This window comes from Xylophilus rhododendri (assembly GCF_009906855.1).
GTDB lineage: Bacteria > Pseudomonadota > Gammaproteobacteria > Burkholderiales > Burkholderiaceae_C > Xylophilus > Xylophilus rhododendri.
Genome location: NZ_CP047650.1, coordinates 2004334 through 2023118 on the forward strand (window position 1 = coordinate 2004334; position 18785 = coordinate 2023118).

Consider the following 18785-nt stretch of genomic DNA (forward strand, 5'->3'; position numbering starts at 1 on the left):
GCCCGGCTCAGCTCAGCTGGCCGTGGCAGTTCTTGAATTTTTTGCCGCTGCCGCAGGGGCAGGGATCGTTGCGGCCCACCCGCGTGCCGTCCGGCATCATGCCGTTGGCCTGCACTTCCACCGGCTGCAGCGTGGTCTCGACCTCGCCGGTTTCGGTGGGCGCCTGGTAGGTGATGTTGCCGACATGCTCGGCACGGCTTTCCATGTCCTCGGCGGCCTGGCCCAGTTGCTCGGGCGACTGGATGCGCACGGTCATCAGGGTCTTGGTGACTTCGTTCTTCACGCCGTCGAGCATCTGGCCGAAGAGTTCGAAGGCCTCGCGCTTGTATTCCTGCTTGGGCTGCTTCTGGGCGTAGCCGCGCAGGTGGATGCCCTGGCGCAGGTAGTCCAGCGAGGCCAGGTGTTCGCGCCAGCTGGAGTCCATGGACTGCAGCAGCACCACCCGTTCGAACTGGGTGAACTGCTCGCCGCCCACCTGGGCCACCTTGGCGGCGAAGGCTTCGTTGGCGCCGCCGACGACCTTCTCCAGCACTTCCTCGTCGCTGATGGCGCTGGCCGATTCGACCTCGGCCTTCAGCGGCAGCACGACCTGCCATTCCTCGGCCAGCACCTTTTCCAGGCCGGCGATGTCCCACTGCTCCTCGACCGATTCTGCCGGCACGTACTGGCGGGTCAGGTCGGTGAAGGTGCTTTCGCGCAGGCCGTCGATCTGCGGGCCGAGGTCGGCCGCGTCCAGGATCTCGTTGCGCTGGGTGTAGATGACCTTGCGCTGGTCGTTGGAGACGTCGTCGTACTCCAGCAGCTGCTTGCGCACGTCGAAGTTGCGCGCCTCCACCTTGCGCTGGGCGCTGGCGATGCTGCGGCTGACGATGCCGGCCTCGATGGCCTCGCCGTCGGGCATCTTCAGGCGCTCCATGATGGAGCGCACCCGGTCGCCGGCGAAAATGCGCATCAGCGCGTCGTCCAGGCTCAGGTAGAAGCGCGAGCTGCCGGGGTCGCCCTGGCGGCCGGAGCGGCCGCGCAGCTGGTTGTCGATGCGGCGCGATTCGTGGCGTTCGGTGGCGATGATGCGCAGGCCGCCCTGGGCCGAGACCAGGGCATGGTCCTTTTCCCACTGCGCGCGGGTTTCGGCGGCGCGCTGTTCCTTCGTGGCGTCGTCGAGCGAATCGTCGGCCTCGATGGCGGCGAGCATCTTCTCCAGCGAGCCGCCGAGCACGATGTCCGTGCCGCGGCCGGCCATGTTGGTGGCGATGGTGATCATCTTGGGCCGGCCGGCCTGCGCCACGATGTCGGCCTCGCGGGCATGCTGCTTGGCGTTGAGCACCTGGTGCGGCAGGTTGGCGGCCTGCAGCAGCTGGGAGATGATTTCCGAGTTCTCGATGGACGTCGTGCCGACCAGCACCGGCTGGCCGCGTTCGTAGCATTCGCGGATGTCGAGGATGGCGGCCTCGTACTTCTCGCGGGTGGTCTTGTAGACGCGGTCCTGCTGGTCGTCGCGCTTGCTCGGGCGGTTGGGCGGGATCAGCACGGTTTCCAGGCCGTAGATCTCCTGGAACTCGTAGGCCTCGGTGTCGGCCGTGCCGGTCATGCCGGCGAGCTTGCCGTAGAGGCGGAAGTAGTTCTGGAAGGTGATCGAGGCCAGGGTCTGGTTCTCGGCCTGGATCTCCACGCCTTCCTTGGCCTCGACGGCCTGGTGCAGGCCTTCGCTCCAGCGGCGGCCGGCCATCAGGCGGCCGGTGAACTCGTCGACGATGACGATCTCGCCGTTCTGCACCACGTAGTGCTGGTCGCGGTGGTAGAGGTTGTTCGCACGCAGGGCGGCGTACAGGTGGTGCATCAGCGAGATGTTGGCCGGGTCATAGAGCGAGGCGCCGTCCGCCAGCAGGCCCTGGGCGACCAGGATGCGCTCGGCGCTCTCGTGGCCCTGCTCGGTCAGGAAGACCTGGCGGCTCTTCTCGTCGAGGGTGAAGTCGCCGGGCTTTTCCACGCCTTCGCCGGTGCGCGGGTCGGCCTCGCCGATCTGCTGCACCAGGAGGGGCACGACCTTGTTCATGGCCACGTAGGTGGCGGTGTGGTCTTCGGCCTGGCCGCTGATGATCAGCGGGGTGCGGGCCTCGTCGATCAGGATGGAGTCCACCTCGTCGACGATGGCGAAGTTCAGGCCGCGCTGCACGCGGTCGCCGGACTCATACACCATGTTGTCGCGCAGGTAGTCGAAGCCGTATTCGTTGTTGGTGCCGTAGGTGATGGCGGCGCCGTAGGCCATCTGCTTGTCTTCGCGCGGCAGGCCGGGCAGGTTGATGCCGACGGACATGCCCAGGAAGTTGTAGAGCCGGCCCATCCACTCGGCGTCGCGCTGCGCCAGGTAGTCGTTGACGGTGACCACATGCACGCCCTTGCCGGACAGCGCGTTCAGGTACACCGGCAGCGTGCCGGTGAGGGTCTTGCCCTCGCCGGTGCGCATCTCGGCGATCTTGCCGTAGTGCAGGGCCATGCCGCCGAGCATCTGCACGTCGAAGTGGCGCATCTTCATGACGCGCTTGGAGCCCTCGCGCACCACGGCGAAGGCTTCGGGCATGAGGGCGTCGAGCGTCTCGCCCTTGGCGATGCGTTCGCGGAACTCGTCGGTCTTGGCGCGCAGGGCCGCGTCGTCGAGCTTTTCCAGCGCCGGCTCCAGGGCATTGATGCGTGCGACCACGCCCCGGTATTGCTTGAGCAGCCGATCGTTGCGGCTGCCGAAGATTTTGGTCAGAAAGTTGGTAGCCATGCGTGTGGAGCATTCCGCCGCGGGTGCGGCGGGGCTCGTCCATCCTCAGAGTGAAGGGTGCCCGACAGGAGCGACAGGCCCGTAAAAAGCGCCTCGGGACACGCGCGCGCCAGGCGCGGGCGGGTACCCGGTCAAACGGCAAATTCTAGCCGTGCGGCCGGGCGCTTGCGGATAATGGGGATGCCACCCTGGCCCGACAAGACCAGCGGCCCGTTTCCGGGCCCCTCGTCCCACTCCTGCTCCCGATACCGCTCCCGATCCCGCGCCCGACTCCATGTACCGCCGCCACCAAGCCGTCACGCTGCAGAAAGCCGCGTCCGAATCGCCCGGACTGCACCGGCTGGTGGCGCTGGCGCGCGAGTCCGGCGAGCGGCTGCGCCGCTGCGAATCGCTGATCCCGCCGATGCTGCGCGCGCGCATCCAGGCCGGGCCGGTGGAGGGTTCCGAATGGTGCCTGCTGGCGGAGAACAACGCGGTGGCCGCCAAGCTGCGCCAGCTGCTGCCGGCGCTGGCGGCGCATCTGCGCAGCCATGGCAGCGATGTGCAGTCGATCCGGGTCAAGGTGGTCAAGCTGCGCTGAAAGCCGGCGCTCACAGTCGGGTCACTGGCTGTCGGTGAGCCGGCGCCAGGAGATGCGGCGGGTGCCGGTGCTCGATCCGGCGACCGGCACCGGCGTGGTGGCCACGCTGCCGTCCGAGGACTTGATCACCGCGATCACCGAGCCGGTGGTGGTGCGCGCCAGCACCACGCCGCTGGCCAGGCTGGTCGAGGACAGCAGCGTGCCCGAATTGGTCGCCCCCGCCACGGCCAAGCCGGTGCTGTAGTTGACGTAGTTCTTGTAGCTGCTGCCGCCGACGCTGCAGGCGCCGGCCGTGCTGGGCGCGTTGGAGACGAAGAACAGGGTGCTGAGCTGCAGGATCGGGTCCACGTCCATGCGCTCGCCGGTGGTGGGCATGTCGATGTACCAGCCGTTCATGGTGGCCAGGCTCCAGGAATAACTCACCGAACTGGAGGAGGTGCGGGTGCCGCTGGCGTCGGTGAGGATCTGCCGCACGAAGCAGCCGGACGAGGTGGCCGCGGCGGCGCAGGTGTTGGCGCGCGGGCTGCCGTAGAGGCTGCCGGTGGCGGTCGCCAGCGTGTCCTTGATGGCGTACATGGTCTGCGACTGGGTGGTGCTGATGTCCGACACCCCCAGATAGGCGCCGGTGCCCTGGTAGACCATGCGCACATTGCTGGCCAGGCCCAGCTCGGGTGTGGAGGTGATCGGCTGGCGGTTGCCCGAGGCGTCGGCCAGCGTGGCCAGCAGCTGCACGGTGGCGGTGCCGCCGCTGGCGGTGAGCGCGCTGATGTCGAAGCGCCAGAGGTTGCCGTAGAGGTCGCCGCCGTAGACCTGGGTGCCGGTGGCGTTCTGCTCGGTGTCGGTCCACACGCCGATCTTGGCCAGGCCGCTCGGGCAGGGCGCCGTGCTGCAGCCGGTGACGGTGCCGCCGGTGGCGGTGGTGCCCACTCCCGTGTCGATCTTCTTGATGACCGCGCCGGTGCGTGCGTTGAGCACCCACAGGATGCCGTGGCCGCTGCCGGGCGAGACGTTGTTGTAGCCCGATGTCACCAGCACCACCCAGGTGCCGTCGCCCAGCTTGGTGACCACCGGCTGGCCGTAGGTGTAGCCCAGGTCCTGATCGACGATGTAGGGCGAGGATTTGGTGGTGTCGGCGGTGAACTCCCACAGCAGCGTGGGCGACGAAGGCGTGGTCACGTCGAGCGCGTAATAGCCGCGTCCGCCGCTGCCCAGGCCGCCGACCAGGATGGTGCGCCAGGCGCTGCTGGCGTAGATGTCGGCCTGCACCAGGGGGCCGTCCACGAAGGGCTGGTGGGTGGCGGCGTAGTTCTTGTCCGCCAGCTTGTAGAGCGAGGGCAGCAGCATCGAGGGGATGTAGGCCCAGGCCTCGGCGCCGTTGTCGGAATTGAAGGCATGCAGCATGCCGTCGTTGGCGCCCACGTAGACCATGCCCTGGCGCGCGGACTGGGCCGACTTGAAGGCGGTGTAGCCGCTGTCGGAATAGTTGTAGCTCGGCGCCTGCACGTACACCGGCTGCGAGTTGACGATGTCGCCCAGCACATGGGTGCGGGGGAAGTAATAGCTGGTGTTCGAGCTGCCCTCGTTGCTGCGGTCCCCGCGCAGGTAGTTGACCAGGTTGATGCCGCCCGCGCCGGTGGTGGTGCCGGCGGTGCTGCTGTCGACCTGCGCGGTTGGGATCAGGCAGTTGCTGGCCGAGCTGCAGATCTGCGAGAGGCCGCCGATGGCCGCCATCTGGAAGTAGCCCTTGACCGTGCTCGACAGCGAGGACCACTGGAAGGGCAGCAAGGCGGTGCTGGTGGCCGGGTCGTAGGTGTAGATGGTGCGCGAGGCGAAGCCCAGCCTGTCCAGCAGCGGCGTGGTGGTGAGCGCGCCGGTGGCGTCCACGCAGTCGCCGCCCGCGCCGGACTCCGCCCAGCTCGCCGAGCTGCTCGGCTGGCCGGTGGTGCCGTCGATGCTGTAGCGGATCAGGTCGCCGAACCACTTGGCCGAGCAGAACACGGTGGAGAAGACATAGTTGCCGCTGCCAGAAACCAGGTTGGGCGTGTAGAGCGTGGGCGATGCCGAGCTGGCCGCCGTCGCCACCACCGCGTTGAGGAAGTTGCTCAGGCCCGCCTTCAGGTCCGACGAATTGGTCGCGCTGTAGTAGGTGCCGCGGCCGTTCACGGCGGCATGCCAGAGGTCGTCGATGGTGGTCTGGCTGTTGTTGACCGGCACCGGCCAGTTGCAGTTGCCCGAGCTCTGCCAGCTGCAGACGCCGCTGGCCAGGGTGCTGCTGCTGGTGGCGGTGACGTTGGCCACGTTGTAGTAGTCGCCGCTGCTGGCGGTGGCGTAGCCGCTCAGGTACTGCATGTAGCCCGAGGCACCCAGGCCGATGGTGTAGGTGTTCATGCGCTGCTGCTTGTTGGAGTAGCTGTTGCTGGAGACATCCACGCCGCTGGCGTTGGTGACGTTGCCCAGGGTGGAGGAGCGCAGGTCGGTGGCGTAGAAGTACTCGGCCACGTCGGCCAGGGTGTTGGGGGTGGCGTTGCCGTCGAGATAGGGGCGGGTTTCGCCGCCGTCCTGGTCGCCGATGGCGGTGGCGCCGTCGATCTGCACCGGGTTGGCGCTTTCGTTCCAGTAGCCGTCGGTCGCCAGCATGGTGTAGTTGCGCTGGCAGGCGTACTGGATCGGGTCGACGGCGCTCTGCGAATTGATGCTCGTGAGTTTGCCGGCGTAGTAGCGGCCGGCGGTGGACAGCGACCGGCGCAGCGGCGTGCTGTTGCTGGGCAGGGCGCGGAACAGCTTGGCGTACCAGGCCGCCTTCTGCCCGCTGCTGCCGGTGGTGATGTCGGAGATGTTGAGGAAGTCGTTGCCGTTGTTGTTGTTGATGGTCATGAAGCCCAGCCGGTAGCTGGTGCCCAGCACATTGAAGGACTGGGAGATGGCCGTCTTGGTGGCCTGCATGCGGGTCTGGTAGTAGGCATACCAGTTGGCGTAGTTGGTGATCTCCTCCGCATAGGTGCAGGTGGTCCCGGCGCAGTCGGTGCGGCTGGAGGCCTTGGCCGAAGTGCCGGGGTAGACGTAGCTGTTCTGCAGGATGTTGATCGTCGTGAGTACCTGGCTGCCCGGCACGGTGCCGAGCAGCGCGCCGGGATAACGCGGGTTCAGGTAGGTGCTGCCGCCGGCGGGCGCGGTCTCGATGCGGGTGGCCTGGCAGTTGGTCAGCAGCACCGAGCTGCACCAGCGCAGGTAGGCCGGATAGGGATAGGCGGTGCTGGGCGCGCTCTGCGTGACGCAGGTGCGCAGATTGGGCGAGTTGCAGTATTCGCCGGCGATGAAGGTGTAGTAGGAGACCCCGGTGGTCAGGATGCCGGTCAGGGTGGACTGCACGCCGAAGCCGTCCATCGGCACCCGCAGCCAGGACGTGGTGTTGGCCGAAGTCATGCTGGGATAGCTGCTGCCGTCGTACTTCAGGGGCGGCGTGTAGGTGACCGCCGGATCGTAGGCCTGGCCGTTGAAGCGGCTGTTGAGGAACAGGCCGGTGAGCGAGGGATACAGGGGCACCCAGTCGGGCAGGTAGTTGTAGTCCATGCTGCCCGAGTCGTCGAGCACGAAGAAGATGTTGGGCTTGACCAGGGTGGCGGTGGAGGTCTCCAGCGGCGCGTTCGCCAGGTCGGTCACCGCGGCCTGGGCGGCGCCCGCCAGCAGGCCCGCCGCCAGGAGCCAGCCGGCGGCCGCGCGGACGGATCGGATCAGGAAGCTGTGCAGGTTCATAGGGCCACCATTGCCTGGATGTAGCTGGTCGTGCCGCGCGGGCCGGACACCTGGACGGTGATGCGGTAGTAGGTCGAACTGGTGCAGCTGATGTTGCCGGCGCCGGCATTGCTGTTCTGGCGCTTGCTGTTGCCGCAATAGGCCGAGGACGGCGCGCTGGAGCAGCCCAGGCTGACGCTGGCGTCTCCCTGCTGGCCGCACATGCGCTGGATCAGGTAGGAGGCCGTGTTGCCGGCGGCGTCGGCGGACAGCACCTGCGGCGTGGCATTGGAGGTGCCGACCAGGATGCCCCACACGGTGGCCCAGCTCTGGGTGGACGTCGGATCGAGCCGGGTCGAGACATAACCCTTGGCCGGCTGGTCGCAGGACAGCACGGTGGTGCCGCCGCCGGTCGGACAGCTGGCCGCCACACCGGTGTTGTTCTCCAGCCAGGCGATGGCGGCTTCGGTGCCCGCGTCGGCCCCGGTCACCGCCGCCTGTTCGAAAGCCAGGTTGCCGCTGACCAGCGTGGCCGTCGAGACGGTGCGCATCAGGCTGACCGCGGCCAGCGCCATGATCACCAGGGCCACCAGCGCGACGATGAGCGAGAAGCCCTGTTGCGGGTGGCGCGGCATCATGTCAGCAGCCTCCCGATCCGCCCTGGTAGGCCGGCTGGCTGCCCTGCCAGATGGCGTTGCGCAGCGGGATGGTGGTCTGGCTGACGACGTAGCGGTAGCGGTCCCAGTCGGCGATGCCGCTGCTCAGCGTGATGGGCACGGCGGTCGGATTGAGCGTGCCGGTCGATGAACCATCCCAGACCGGCAGCGGCAGCACGGACTTGGCGGTCGATGCATTCGAGGTTCCGGTGTAGCTCAGCGTCTTGTCGTACTGCTGCCCGCGCCCCACCACCGCCGCGCGGATGCCCACCACCCGCGCCCACTGGCAATACAGCGGAATGGTCACCGCCGCGACGCTGCCCGGCGTGGCCTGGTCGTAGGTGTCGACGATGCCGTCCATGGTCGAGGTGCTGCCGCTGATGCCCGAGGTGTCGCGTGCGTACTGCGCCCGCAGCGAGGCGATGTTGTTGGCCACCGGCACCCACACCGAGGGGGTGACGGTGGAGGTGTAGGTGCTCGATCCGCAGTTGTAGGCCAGGTAGTCGCAGACGGTCAGGTCGCCGTTGCGCACCGCATAGGCCCGCACCGTGGGCGTGCCGCCCAGGTTGTAGACGATGCTGCCGCTGGGCAGGCCCGAACTGCCGTTGCTGACGGTGAGGACGGAGCCCGAGACGCCGCCGACCGTGGCCAGCTGCAGCGCGCAGGTGGCGGCGCGTGTGGCCGGCGCCACCACCACCCGGTCGTTGGCGATGAAGGAGGCCGGTGTGGTGACCACATAGGCGGTGGAGGCGGTGGCCGAGGTCACCGCATCGCCCTCGGACGGGCTGCCCGAGTTGCCGGAGACGACCAGCAGCGTGTCGGTATTGGCATCGCCCGCCGGCACCAGCGAGGTGGCCGGGTTGATGGTCACCGGCGCCAGCGGCAGCGTGACCGAGGCGCCGTCCGACGAGGTCGTATAGCTGACGCTGCAGCCGGAGATGTTGAAGGACTGCAGGCCGAGGCCGGCATGCTCCACATCCAGCGTCATCGCCCGCACCGCCGCCAGGCCGTTGAGCTGCGCGTCGCCGCCGGCCACCGCGATGCGCCGGCTGGTGGCCGTGTTGCCGAGCACCTGCAGGATCACCAGCACGCTGAACATGCCGATGATCACGGCGATCATCAGCTCCAGCAGGCTGAAGCCGCGCTGGCCGCGGGCAGGACGAGAACGCGGCTTCATTTGATCTGCGCCGTTTCGATGTATTTGTGCGCCTGCGTCTCGCCCGGCGCCTGCCAGAAGACGGTGACGATGACATTGCTGCTGGCCACCGGGCTGCTGCCGCCGCCGGCCACCGGCGAGACCCTGACGGTGGGCAGGTTCGTGTTCGTGCTCACGTTCACTCCGGGCAGGCCGGAGCCGGCCACCGCCGCCAGCCAGGGAGCGAAACCCGGGACGGTCTGCGAACTGGTGTTGTCGAAGTTGGCCGCCAGCGTGGCCGGCGTGCGGTCGCTCATCCACATGCGCGAGATGAGGTTCTTGGCCAGCAGCGAAGCAGTGGAGCGCGAGGCGGCCGCGCTCGTCTCCTGCACCGCGGCCGACTGCAGCCGGGCGATGCCGAGCACGCCGGTGGAAAAGATCAGCAGGGCGATGACCGCCTCGATGAGCGAGAAACCCCGCTGGCGCGCGCCGCGCGGATGAACACGTGTCCCAAATGGAAGGCGGCGGCGGGGCTGCATGGTCGTCACGCTCCTGGTGTCAGCAGCGGGTGGGATCGGTGGCGCTGGTCTGGGCGGGGTCGCACATGCGGACCTCGCCGGCGGGGTAGACCACCAGGCGCAGGCAGCGGACCGTGCCGCTGCTGACGACGCAGGCCGAGCCCGGGAACTGGATGTCGATCTGCGTCTTGGGCACCGGCGCCGCCACCGTCGGATTGAGGGTGGGCGAGAGCCGCCCGCTGGCATCGAAGGCCACCACGGCGGTCGCGGGCAAGGCGGCGATGCTCACCTTGCTGCTGGCCGCCGTCATCGGTCCCTTCTGGATGATGTTGGGCCCCGTGCCGCTGCCGGCCAGCGCGCCGCAGGCGCCCGCGGGCGAGACCGCCGAACCGATATTGACCACCCAGTACGGCCCCGAGGCCGACAGGGCGCAGCTGTTATCGAGCGTGGACACCAGCTGCATGCGCACCCGGGTGTTGCGCTTGAGGGCTTCGGAGCGGGCCAGCTGCAGGCCCTCGCGCAGGGTCTCGGCCGTGCTGCGCACCTGGTTGTTGCGCATCCAGTCGGAGAAGGACGGCAGGGCCAGGCCCAGCAGCACCGCCAGCATGCTGATGCCGACCAGCAGTTCGATCAGGCTGAAACCGCCTGGCGGGCCCGCCGCGCCCGGCCGACCGTGGAGACGGTCGGGGCCCATCAGCAGTTCCCGCCCTTGGTGGTCACCCAGCAGGCGGTGTTGCCGGTCCAGCCCGAAAGCCCGGTGACGGTGCTGGACATGTTGTTGGACTGGTCCACGACATAGCTGAACGCCGCCATGGGCCCGGTGGCGATGCCGGTGGCGGTGAGCGTGTACGCGGTCGCGCTGCTGGCCGAGCAGGTGATGGTGAAGTACTTGAGACCGGTGGGCATCGCCACGCCGCAGGTCGTGCCGCTGACCGGGGTCGGCTGGTAACTCTTGGAGTCCTGGAACCACTGCTCCAGTCGCACCTGGGTGGAGCTCAGGTTGGAGGTCGCCTCGGGGATGCGCCCGCGCCGGATGTAGTCGGTATACGCGGGCAACGCGATCGCGCTCAGGATGCCGATGATGGCCACCGTGACCATCACCTCGATCAGGGTGAAGCCGGCCGCCATGCGGCGCGGCGGGACGGAAGATCGGCAGGCAATTCGGCGACGCATGAGGAATACCAAGGAACGGCTCCTGAGTCTGCTTCCGGACTACCGGGAGTTTCTTTTCATTCGGTAACCTGTCTGAAAAGCAGGCCATCGGCGACAAATATCTCCGCGCCATGATCCGCGCAAGCAGCGGGATAACCCGTCTTCGTCAACGCAATTGCGAATATCTCCTACGTTTGTAGAGAAATATTCCTACAAATCCACGTTTTTATTCAACAGAACTCACGTTTCCAGCGCCGAGGCTCCACAGCCGCAGGGCCATGTGGATCTCCAGCGCCCGGCTGGCGTTGCCCCAGTGGCCCAACAGCTCCTCCACGCTGTTCAGGCGCTGGCGCACCGTGTTGACATGGATGCCCATGCGCGCGGCCGTCAGCTTGGCGTTCTGGTTGCAGTCGAAATAGGCCAGCAGGGTGGAGGCCAGCTCCGAGCCCTTGCGGCGGTCGTGCGCGGTGACGGCGCCGATGGTGGCGTCGAGGAAGGCCGCGAGGCTGGCCTGGTCGTGGGTCTCGAACAGCACCGAATACAGCGCCATCTCGTTCTGGCCGACGATGCCGGATCGCATGCCCAGCCGCTCCAGCACCGAGAGCCCGCGCCGCAGGGCGGCATACAGCGGCGGAAACTCCGCCGCCGCCGCGACCGGGCGCGACAGCACGCCCTGCCAGGCCTGGCCCGATTCCCGCCGGGCGAAGGCCGAGAACTTCTCCACCAGCTCGTGCGCCCGCGGCGCGGCGCAGACCAGCACCAGCACACCATCGACCTCGTCGAGCACCTGCTGCTGCCAGGCCGGATCCGAGCGCAGCCGCCGGGCCCAGAAGGCCGCGCCGGGCTGCGTCGTCTGCGCCACCAGCAGGGACATGGGCAGTGACAGGTCGAGCCCGAAACGCTCGGCGCGTTCGCGCGCCAGCCGCGGCTCGCCCTGGCGCGGCGAGACCAGGGTGCGCAGCAGCGCGGACAGGTCGCGGTGCTTCTCCGCCTCCATGCGTTCGTGCGACAGCAGCACCACGCCGATCACGCTCGAACTGCGCTCGAAGGTGCGCAGCGAGATGCCGCTCAGGTCCTCGTGCCGCAGCAGCAGCACCGCGCCCAGCAGCTCGTTGCCGCCGATCACCGCGATGGCCCGGCACCGCTCGCCCGCCTCCTCGAAAGCCAGGGCCGAGCGGCCGGCCTGCCGGCTCTCGCGCAGGGCGCGGGCGATGTCCGCGCTGTGCGGGCCGCTGGGCGAATAGGCCTGGGCGAGGCTGCCGGCGTAGCCGGGCGCGGACGCGCTGGCGATGGCATCTCCGGCTTCGTCCAGCACCAGCACGCTGCCGTGCAGCAACTGGGCGATGGAGGCGCAGAGTTCGCCCAGCGAGGCGCCGCGCGCCAGCAGCGAGGTCAGCTGCTCGTGCGCCTCGGCGGCACCCTGCACCTCGCGGGCATGGCGCTCCAGCGCGGCGCGGGCGGCGTCGGCGTCGGCCAGCGCGCTGCGGGCCTCGGCGAAGGCCCGGGCGTTCTCGATGGCCAGGGCCGCATGGGTGGCCAGGGTGCAGAGGATGGAGACGTTGAGCGCGGTGTGGGTGCGGTGGTAGCGGTCGGCCACGAACAGCAGGCCGACCACCCGGTCCTCGCAGATCAGCGGCGCGCCGACCAGGGCCGCCACGCCTTCGTCGCGGAAGGTGTCGTCCAGCGCCGGATCGTGCACGAAGCGGGTGTCGTGCAGGTAGTCGGGGGTGGCGAAGGGCAGGCGCGTGGCCATCACCACGCCGGCCACGCCGAGCTTGCGGCCGGCGGTCATCCGACCGGTGCGCTGGGAGATGGCGCCGTCGGCCACGACCACGTGGAATTCGCCGCTTTGTGCATCGACCAAAGTCAGCCAGCACAGGTGCGCGCCCATCAGCTTGCGGGCGCGCTGGGCGATGGCTTCGAGCAGGCCCTGCAGGTCGCGGCGGCTCGACAGGTCTTGCGCGGACTCGATCACCGCCAGCATGCCGCGCTCGCGCTGCTCGTGCAGCTCCTGCCGGTTGCGCAGCGCCATGGCCATGCGCACCTGTTCGACCGCGCCGGGCTTGCCGGGCCAGGCGTCCGGCAGGGCCTCGACCTTCAGCAGGCGCGAGGCGAACTCGTCCGCCCCGGCGCTGCGGTGCAGCATGGCCAGCAGGTCGGGAGCGATGTCGGCGGCTTGCGGCGGTACCGCCTGCATCCGCCTTGCTTCGGGGGCCAGGGAAGACATGAGGCGGCAAAGGCTAGCAGAACATCGCCATGCGGACATGGGCGCAAGCCCTGAGGCGGGCGCCCATCGGCCGCAGTGCGCGCAGCACATCGGCACCCGGCCTGCGGTGTGCGCGGCACACATAGGCGCGCCGGCCGGTCTTGCGGACACTGGCGCCATCCGTCCACGCCCTGACTGCCTCCATGAGCATCCTCGATTCCCTGCGACCCCTGCCCGGCCTGCGTGTCCTCGTCACCGCGGGCGCCTCCGGCATCGGCGCGGCGATCGCGCTGGCCTTCCGCGAGACCGGCGCCCGGGTGCATGTCTGCGACATCGACCGGGCCGCGCTCGACCGGCTGAACCGGCAGGCGCCCGAGATCGGATCGAGCATGGCCGATGCCTCGCTGCCCGACGATGTGGACCTGGTCTTCGACGACGTGCAGGGCACGCTCGGCGGGCTGGACGTGCTGGTCAACAACGTCGGTGTGGCCGGGCCCACCGGCGCGATCCAGGACCTGCGCCGCGGCGACTGGGAGCGCACCGTGGCGGTCAACCTCAACAGCCAGTTCTACTTCGCCCAGCGCGCGGTGCCGCTGCTGCGCCAGTCCACGCAGAATCCCTCGCTGATCGCCATGAGTTCGGTGGCGGGCCGGCTCGGCTATCCGCTGCGCACGCCGTATGCGGCGACCAAGTGGGCGGTGGTCGGGCTGATGAAGTCGCTGGCCATCGAACTCGGGCCGCACGGCGTGCGGGTCAATGCCATCCTGCCGGGCACGGTGGAGGGCGAACGCATGGACGGCGTGATCGGCGCCCGCGCCGCCGAGCAGGGCGTGTCGGCCCAGGCGATGCGGGCGCAGTACCTGGACAAGATCTCGCTGCGCCGCATGGTCACGCCCGCCGACGTGGCGGCCATGGCACTCTTTCTGAGTTCGCGCGCGGCGCGCAACATCACCGGACAGGCGATCAGCGTGGACGGGAACATGGAATACCTCTGAGCGGGCCGCCCGCCGGATTCGAGCAACAAATCAAAGGAGACACCCATGCCACTGAAGACAAGCCTCGCGCGCCGCCTGCGGCCCGCCCCTCTCGCCGCCCTGCTGCTGTGCGCCGCCGCTTCGGCCGCGCCGGTGAAGATCGGCCTGGTCGAAACCCTCTCCGGCCCGCAGGCCTCCTCCGGCCAGGCCTACCGCAGCGCGGTGCGTTACGCGATCGACCAGATCAACGCGGCCGGCGGCTGGAACGGCGAGCCGGTGCAGCTGCTGGAGTACGACAACCAGGGCGGCCCGGCCGGCGCCGCCGACAAACTCAAGGCGGCCGCCGCCGACGGGGTGCAGATGGTGGTGCAGGGCGCCTCCTCGGCCATCGGCGGGCAGATCACCGAGGACGTGCGCAAGTACAACCTGCGCAATCCCGGCAAGGAGATGCTCTACTTCAACATGGGCGCCGAGGCGCTGGAGCTGACCGGCGAGAAGTGCAACTTCCACCACTTCCGCTTCGCCGGCGATGCGCAGGTGCGCACCAAGGCACTGGTCGGCGCGATGAAGCAGGCCCATGCCCTGGGCACCCGGGTGTATTCCATCAACCAGAACTACTCCTGGGGCCAGGACATGGAGCGCGCCATCTCCGACAACGCCGCCGCCGGCGGCTACCAGGTGGTGGAGAAGACCCTGCACGACGTCAACAAGGTGCAGGACTTCGCGCCCTACGTGGCCAAGATCGCCGCGTCCAGGGCCGACTCGGTGCTCACCGGCAACTGGTCCAACGACCTGCTGCTGCTGATGAAGGCCTCGAAGTCCGCCGGCCTGAAGGTGCGTTTCGGCACGGTGTATCTGGACCAGCCGGGCAACCTGGCCAATGCCGGCGACCTGGCCATCGGCCACTTCGTGGTGCACACCTTCAACCCGGAATCGGGCGGCGCCGACGGCGCGCGTTTCATGGCCGACTACCAGGCCAGGACCGGTCATGCGCCCACCTTCATCGAGCCGCAGACCGTCTACGGCATGGCCATGGTGGCCGATGCCCTCAAACGCACGCCGCCCGAGAACGGCATGCTCAACGTAAACGCCTTCGCCAAGGCGCTGGAGAACACCCGCATCAAGTCGCCGATGGGCGAGATGAGCATGCGCGCGGCCGACCACCAGGTGCAGATGCCGATGGTGGTCTCCACCGTCGCCAGGGATGCGCGCTACAAGGCCGACGGCACCGACATGGGTTTCAAGCCGGTGAAGCTGTTCACCGCGGCCGAGGCCTCCACGCCGGCCCAGGCCAGCTGCGTCATGAAGCGGCCGGGCTGAGCGGCGCCGCGGCATGGACCAGTTCCTCGTCTCCCTGATGAACGGCATCGTCTACGGCCTGCTGCTGTTCATGGTGTCGGCCGGGCTCACCCTCATCTTCGGGATGATGGGTGTGCTGAATTTCGCCCATGCCTCCTTCTACATGCTGGGCGCCTACTTCGCCTACCTGCTGCAGGGCTGGCTGGGCTTCTGGGGGGCGATCCTGGTGTCGCCGCTGCTGGTGGGGCTGCTGGGCGTGGTGGTGGAGCGTTTCTTCCTGCGCCGGGTGCACCACCACGGCCATGCGCACGAGCTGCTGCTGACCTTCGGCCTGTCCTTCATCGTGGCCGAGTCGATCAAGCTCTTCTTCGGCAACTATCCGGTGGACTACCGCATTCCCGCCGCGCTCGACGTGCCGGCCTTCGCCATCGGCGGCGCCAGCTATCCGGCCTACCGGCTGCTGATGGGCGGCATCGCGATCGCGATGTTCCTGCTGATCTACCTGCTGCTGACGCGCACCCGCGTCGGCATCGTGGTGCGCTCTGCCATCTACCGGCCGCGCATGGCCGAGGCCCTGGGGCACAACGTGCCGCTGGTGTTCATGGGGGTGTTCGGCGTGGGTGCGGCGCTGGCCGGCCTGGCCGGTGCGGTGGCCGGCGCCTTCTACACCACCAACCCGAACATGGCGCTGGAGCTGGGGGTGATCGTCTTCGTGGTGGTGGTGGTCGGCGGGCTGGGCTCGCTGGGCGGGGCGATGCTGGCATCGCTGCTGATCGGCGTGGTCACCTCGCTGGCGGTGAGTGTGGACCGCAGCCTGGCGGACCTCTTCGCGCTCGTCGGCGCGGGCGACTGGGCGCGCGATGTGGGCGGGTTGATGACACTGAAGATCTCCAGCCTCTCCGCCACCCTGCCCTTCGCGCTGATGCTGCTGATCCTGCTGGTGCGGCCGCGCGGCCTGATGGGCGAAAAAGGCTGAACCGATGAAGACCGTCTCCTTTCTCGTCGGCGCTGTCGTCGCGCTGCTGCTCGCCCTGCCCTGGCTGCTGTCGCAGGGCCTGCTCAACGCGGCCGTGCAGATGCTGATCGCCGCGCTGTTCGCCAGCGCCTACAACCTGCTGTGCGGCCAGGCCGGCATGCTGTCCTTCGGCCATGCGGCCTATTTCGGCGTGGGCGCCTTCGCGACGGTGCATGCGATGAACGCCGTCGGCGGCGCGGGCCTGCTGCCGACGCCGCTGCTGCCGCTGGCCGGCGCGCTGGTCGGGCTGCTGGTGGGCGCGGTGGCGGGCTGGTTCGCCACCCAGCGCAGCGGCACCTACTTCGCCATGATCACCCTGGCCATCGCCGAGCTGGTGCATTCGCTGGCGCCGCACTTCAAGGGGCTGTTCGGCGGCGAAGCCGGCATCTCCTCCATGCGCATGCCGGCCTGGGGCCTGGATTTCGGCTCGACCACGCAGGTGTACTACCTGACGCTGGGCTGGACCCTGCTCTGCCTGGCCCTGCTCTTCTTCTTCACCCGCACGCCGATGGGCCGGCTCACCCTGGGCCTGCGCGAGAACAGCCACCGCCTGCGTTTCCTGGGCTACCAGGTGCACGGCCTGGGCATGGCGGTGTTCGCCATCTCGGCCATGTTCTCCGGCGTGGCGGGGGCGCTGCAGGTGCTGTCCAACGAGTCGGCGAACTATGTGCTGTTCGACCCGGGACTGTCGGCGGCGGTGATCCTGCACAGCTATATCGGCGGCATCGGCATGTTCCTGGGACCGGCGCTGGGGGCGGCGATCATGACCTTCTTCGGCTATGCGGTGTCGGACCTGACGCAGTCCTGGCTGCTCTACCAGGGCATCGTGTTCGTGCTGGTGATGATGTTCCTGCCGGCCGGGCTGGCCAGCCTGCCGGGCCGCGCGCTGGGGCTGGCGCGGCGCTTCGGCATGGCGCGGCTGGTGCCGCTGCTGCTGCTGGGCCTGGGCGCGGCGCTGCTGCTGGCCATGGGCGCCGTCTTCCTGGTGGAGCTGCTGCAGCGCCTCTTCTCGCAGGACTACCGGGCCGCCCTGCGCCTGCATCCGGGCGATGCCTGGCCGGCGGTGGCGCTGCTGTCGCGCCAGTGGCTGCCGGCATCGCCGGCGACCTGGTCGCTGCCGCTGGCGCTGCTGGCCGGCGGCGGGCTGCTGACATGGCTGGCGCGGCGGCGGCGTGCCGCGCTCGACGAGCCGGATCGCACCGTGGCCGCGGGCGGGGAGGTGGCGGCATGAGCAGCGACACCATCCTCAGCGTTCGCGGCCTGCGCAAGTCCTTCGGCGCGACCGAGATCATGCGGGGCGTGGACCTGGACCTGCTGGCCGGCGAGCGCCACGCGCTGATCGGCCCCAACGGCGCCGGCAAGTCCACCCTGTTCCATCTGCTCTCGGGCCAGCTGGCGCCGAGCGGCGGCGAGATCCGCTTCGACGGGCGCGAGATCGGCGGGCGTTCGCCGCAGGCGATCAACCGGCTCGGCCTGGCGCGCTCCTTTCAGATCACCAACATCTTCCCCAGGCTCAGCGTGTTCGAGAACATCCGCCTGGCGGCGATGCGGCCGCACGGCCTGCAGTACGCCTTCTGGAAGCGCATAGACCGCGACCGGCGCATCCGCGCGGAGACCGAGCGCCTGCTGGAGCTGGTGCGGCTGGCACCCCGGCGCTCGACCCTGGCCGGCGAGATGGCCTACTCCGAACAGCGCTCGCTGGAGATCGCCATGACACTCGCCTCGGACCCCCGCCTGATCCTGCTGGACGAGCCCATGGCCGGCATGTCCACCGAGGAGACGCACTACACGGCAGCGCTGATCCGCGAGGTCACGCAGGGCCGCACGCTGCTGATCGTGGAGCACGACATGGACGTAGTGTTCTCGCTCGGCGACCGCATCAGCGTGCTGGTCTACGGCCAGGTGATCGCCACCGGCACGCCCGACGAGATCCGCGGCAATGCGGCGGTGCAGGAGGCCTACCTGGGCCAGGAGGCCCACGCATGAGCGCTGCCGGCAAGAACGACCAGGGCAGCCTGCTGGAGGTCGCCGAACTGCATGCCCACTACGGCAAGAGCCACATCCTGCACGGCGTGAACCTGCGGGTGGGCGAACGCGAGGTGGTGAGCCTGCTGGGCCGCAACGGCTCCGGCCGCTCGACTACGATGAAGGCCATCATGGGCCTGGTGGCGCCCTCCGCCGGCCAGGTGCGGCTGCGCGGCCGGGAGCTGGCCGGACAGCGGCCCTACGCCATCTGCCGCGCCGGCATCGCCTATGTTCCCGAGGAGCGCGAGGTGTTCGCCAACCTCACGGTGGAGGAGAACCTGCGCATGGGCGAGCAGCCGGCGCCCGCGGGCGCGCACCGCTGGCGCATGGCCGACATGTTCGACTACTTCCCCCGGCTCAAGGAGCGGCGCGGCACCCGCGCGGGCAGCCTGTCGGGCGGCGAGCAGCAGATGCTGACCATCTGCCGCTCGCTGCTGGGCAATCCGCGCCTGATCCTGATCGACGAACCCACCGAAGGCCTGGCGCCGAAGATCGTGGCGCAGGTCGGCGAATGCATACGCGACATGCATGCCAAGGGCGTGTCGGTGCTGCTGGTCGAGCAGAAGCTGGCGATCGCGCTGAAGGTGGCCACACGCGTGTGTGTGATGGGCCATGGGCGCATCGTGTTCGAAGGCTCGCCGCAGGCGCTGGCGGCGGACCAGGCGCTGGTCGCCCAGTGGCTGGCGGTGTGAGCCGGCCGCTTCTTTTTCACTTTCCTTTTCGATC

General features: G+C 69.0%; 15 protein-coding genes. 7 read left to right on the plus strand and 8 right to left on the minus strand.

From position 1 onward, the window contains the following. Positions 1-7 precede the first annotated feature (7 nt). On the minus strand, positions 8-2767 hold the full coding sequence (gene secA, locus GT347_RS09215; protein ID WP_160551668.1) for a preprotein translocase subunit SecA: 2760 nt from the start codon (positions 2765-2767) through the stop codon (positions 8-10). Between the two features lie 274 nt (positions 2768-3041). Between secA and GT347_RS09220 the strand changes: the two genes are divergently transcribed. Further along, the gene (locus tag GT347_RS09220; protein WP_160551669.1) at positions 3042-3347 is read left to right on the plus strand and encodes a DciA family protein; all 306 of its coding nucleotides are present in this window, start codon (positions 3042-3044) and stop codon (positions 3345-3347) included. A gap of 21 nt (positions 3348-3368) precedes the next feature. On the opposite strand, the gene GT347_RS09225 is transcribed toward GT347_RS09220, so the two are convergent. The 7 genes from GT347_RS09225 to GT347_RS09255 all read right to left on the minus strand — a co-directional run bounded on the left by GT347_RS09225 (position 3369) and on the right by GT347_RS09255 (position 12767). Further along, positions 3369-7100 (minus strand): pilus assembly protein, encoded by a 3732-nt coding sequence (locus GT347_RS09225; RefSeq protein WP_160551670.1) that lies wholly within the window; start codon positions 7098-7100, stop codon positions 3369-3371. Then, positions 7097-7717, minus strand: a complete 621-nt coding sequence (locus GT347_RS09230) for a pilus assembly PilX family protein (RefSeq protein ID WP_160551671.1) — start codon at positions 7715-7717, stop codon at positions 7097-7099. Before GT347_RS09230 ends, GT347_RS09225 begins: the two co-directional genes overlap by 4 nt. Before the next feature lies 1 nt (position 7718). Next, positions 7719-8912: a PilW family protein gene (locus GT347_RS09235; protein ID WP_160551672.1), complete on the minus strand. Its 1194-nt coding sequence runs from the start codon at positions 8910-8912 to the stop codon at positions 7719-7721. Continuing rightward, positions 8909-9409 (minus strand): type IV pilus modification protein PilV, encoded by a 501-nt coding sequence (gene pilV, locus GT347_RS09240; RefSeq protein WP_160551673.1) that lies wholly within the window; start codon positions 9407-9409, stop codon positions 8909-8911. The genes GT347_RS09235 and pilV overlap by 4 nt, the downstream gene beginning before the upstream one ends. A 19-nt stretch (positions 9410-9428) precedes the next feature. Next, a complete protein-coding gene (locus GT347_RS09245) occupies positions 9429-10082 on the minus strand; it encodes a GspH/FimT family pseudopilin (RefSeq protein ID WP_160555284.1) in 654 nt (217 codons plus the stop codon). After that, complete coding sequence (locus GT347_RS09250) at positions 10082-10561, minus strand: type IV pilin protein (RefSeq protein WP_326830395.1); 480 nt, start codon at positions 10559-10561, stop codon at positions 10082-10084. Before GT347_RS09250 ends, GT347_RS09245 begins: the two co-directional genes overlap by 1 nt. Positions 10562-10766: 205 nt before the next feature. Beyond that, the gene (locus tag GT347_RS09255) at positions 10767-12767 is read right to left on the minus strand and encodes a helix-turn-helix domain-containing protein (protein WP_160551675.1); all 2001 of its coding nucleotides are present in this window, start codon (positions 12765-12767) and stop codon (positions 10767-10769) included. A 182-nt stretch (positions 12768-12949) separates the two neighbouring features. Here GT347_RS09255 and GT347_RS09260 point away from each other — a divergent pair, with 182 nt between their 5' ends. From GT347_RS09260 to GT347_RS09285, 6 genes are read left to right on the plus strand one after another with little or no spacing between them, the layout of a single operon-like run. Continuing rightward, complete coding sequence (locus tag GT347_RS09260) at positions 12950-13741, plus strand: SDR family oxidoreductase (RefSeq protein WP_160551676.1); 792 nt, start codon at positions 12950-12952, stop codon at positions 13739-13741. Between the two features lie 45 nt (positions 13742-13786). Then, on the plus strand, positions 13787-15040 hold the full coding sequence (locus GT347_RS09265) for a branched-chain amino acid ABC transporter substrate-binding protein (RefSeq protein ID WP_160551677.1): 1254 nt from the start codon (positions 13787-13789) through the stop codon (positions 15038-15040). A gap of 13 nt (positions 15041-15053) precedes the next feature. Continuing rightward, entirely contained in the window at positions 15054-15995 is a 942-nt protein-coding gene (locus tag GT347_RS09270; RefSeq protein ID WP_160551678.1) for a branched-chain amino acid ABC transporter permease, read from the plus strand. A gap of 4 nt (positions 15996-15999) precedes the next feature. After that, positions 16000-17265 (plus strand): branched-chain amino acid ABC transporter permease, encoded by a 1266-nt coding sequence (locus GT347_RS09275; RefSeq protein WP_160551679.1) that lies wholly within the window; start codon positions 16000-16002, stop codon positions 17263-17265. After that, positions 17262-18020, plus strand: coding sequence for an ABC transporter ATP-binding protein (locus GT347_RS09280; protein ID WP_160551680.1), 759 nt, complete (start codon positions 17262-17264; stop codon positions 18018-18020). Before GT347_RS09275 ends, GT347_RS09280 begins: the two co-directional genes overlap by 4 nt. Next, positions 18017-18751 carry an ABC transporter ATP-binding protein gene (locus tag GT347_RS09285; protein ID WP_160551681.1) on the plus strand — a complete coding sequence of 245 codons (735 nt, stop codon included), beginning with the start codon at positions 18017-18019 and terminating at the stop codon, positions 18749-18751. Before GT347_RS09280 ends, GT347_RS09285 begins: the two co-directional genes overlap by 4 nt. Positions 18752-18785: the final 34 nt, after the last annotated feature.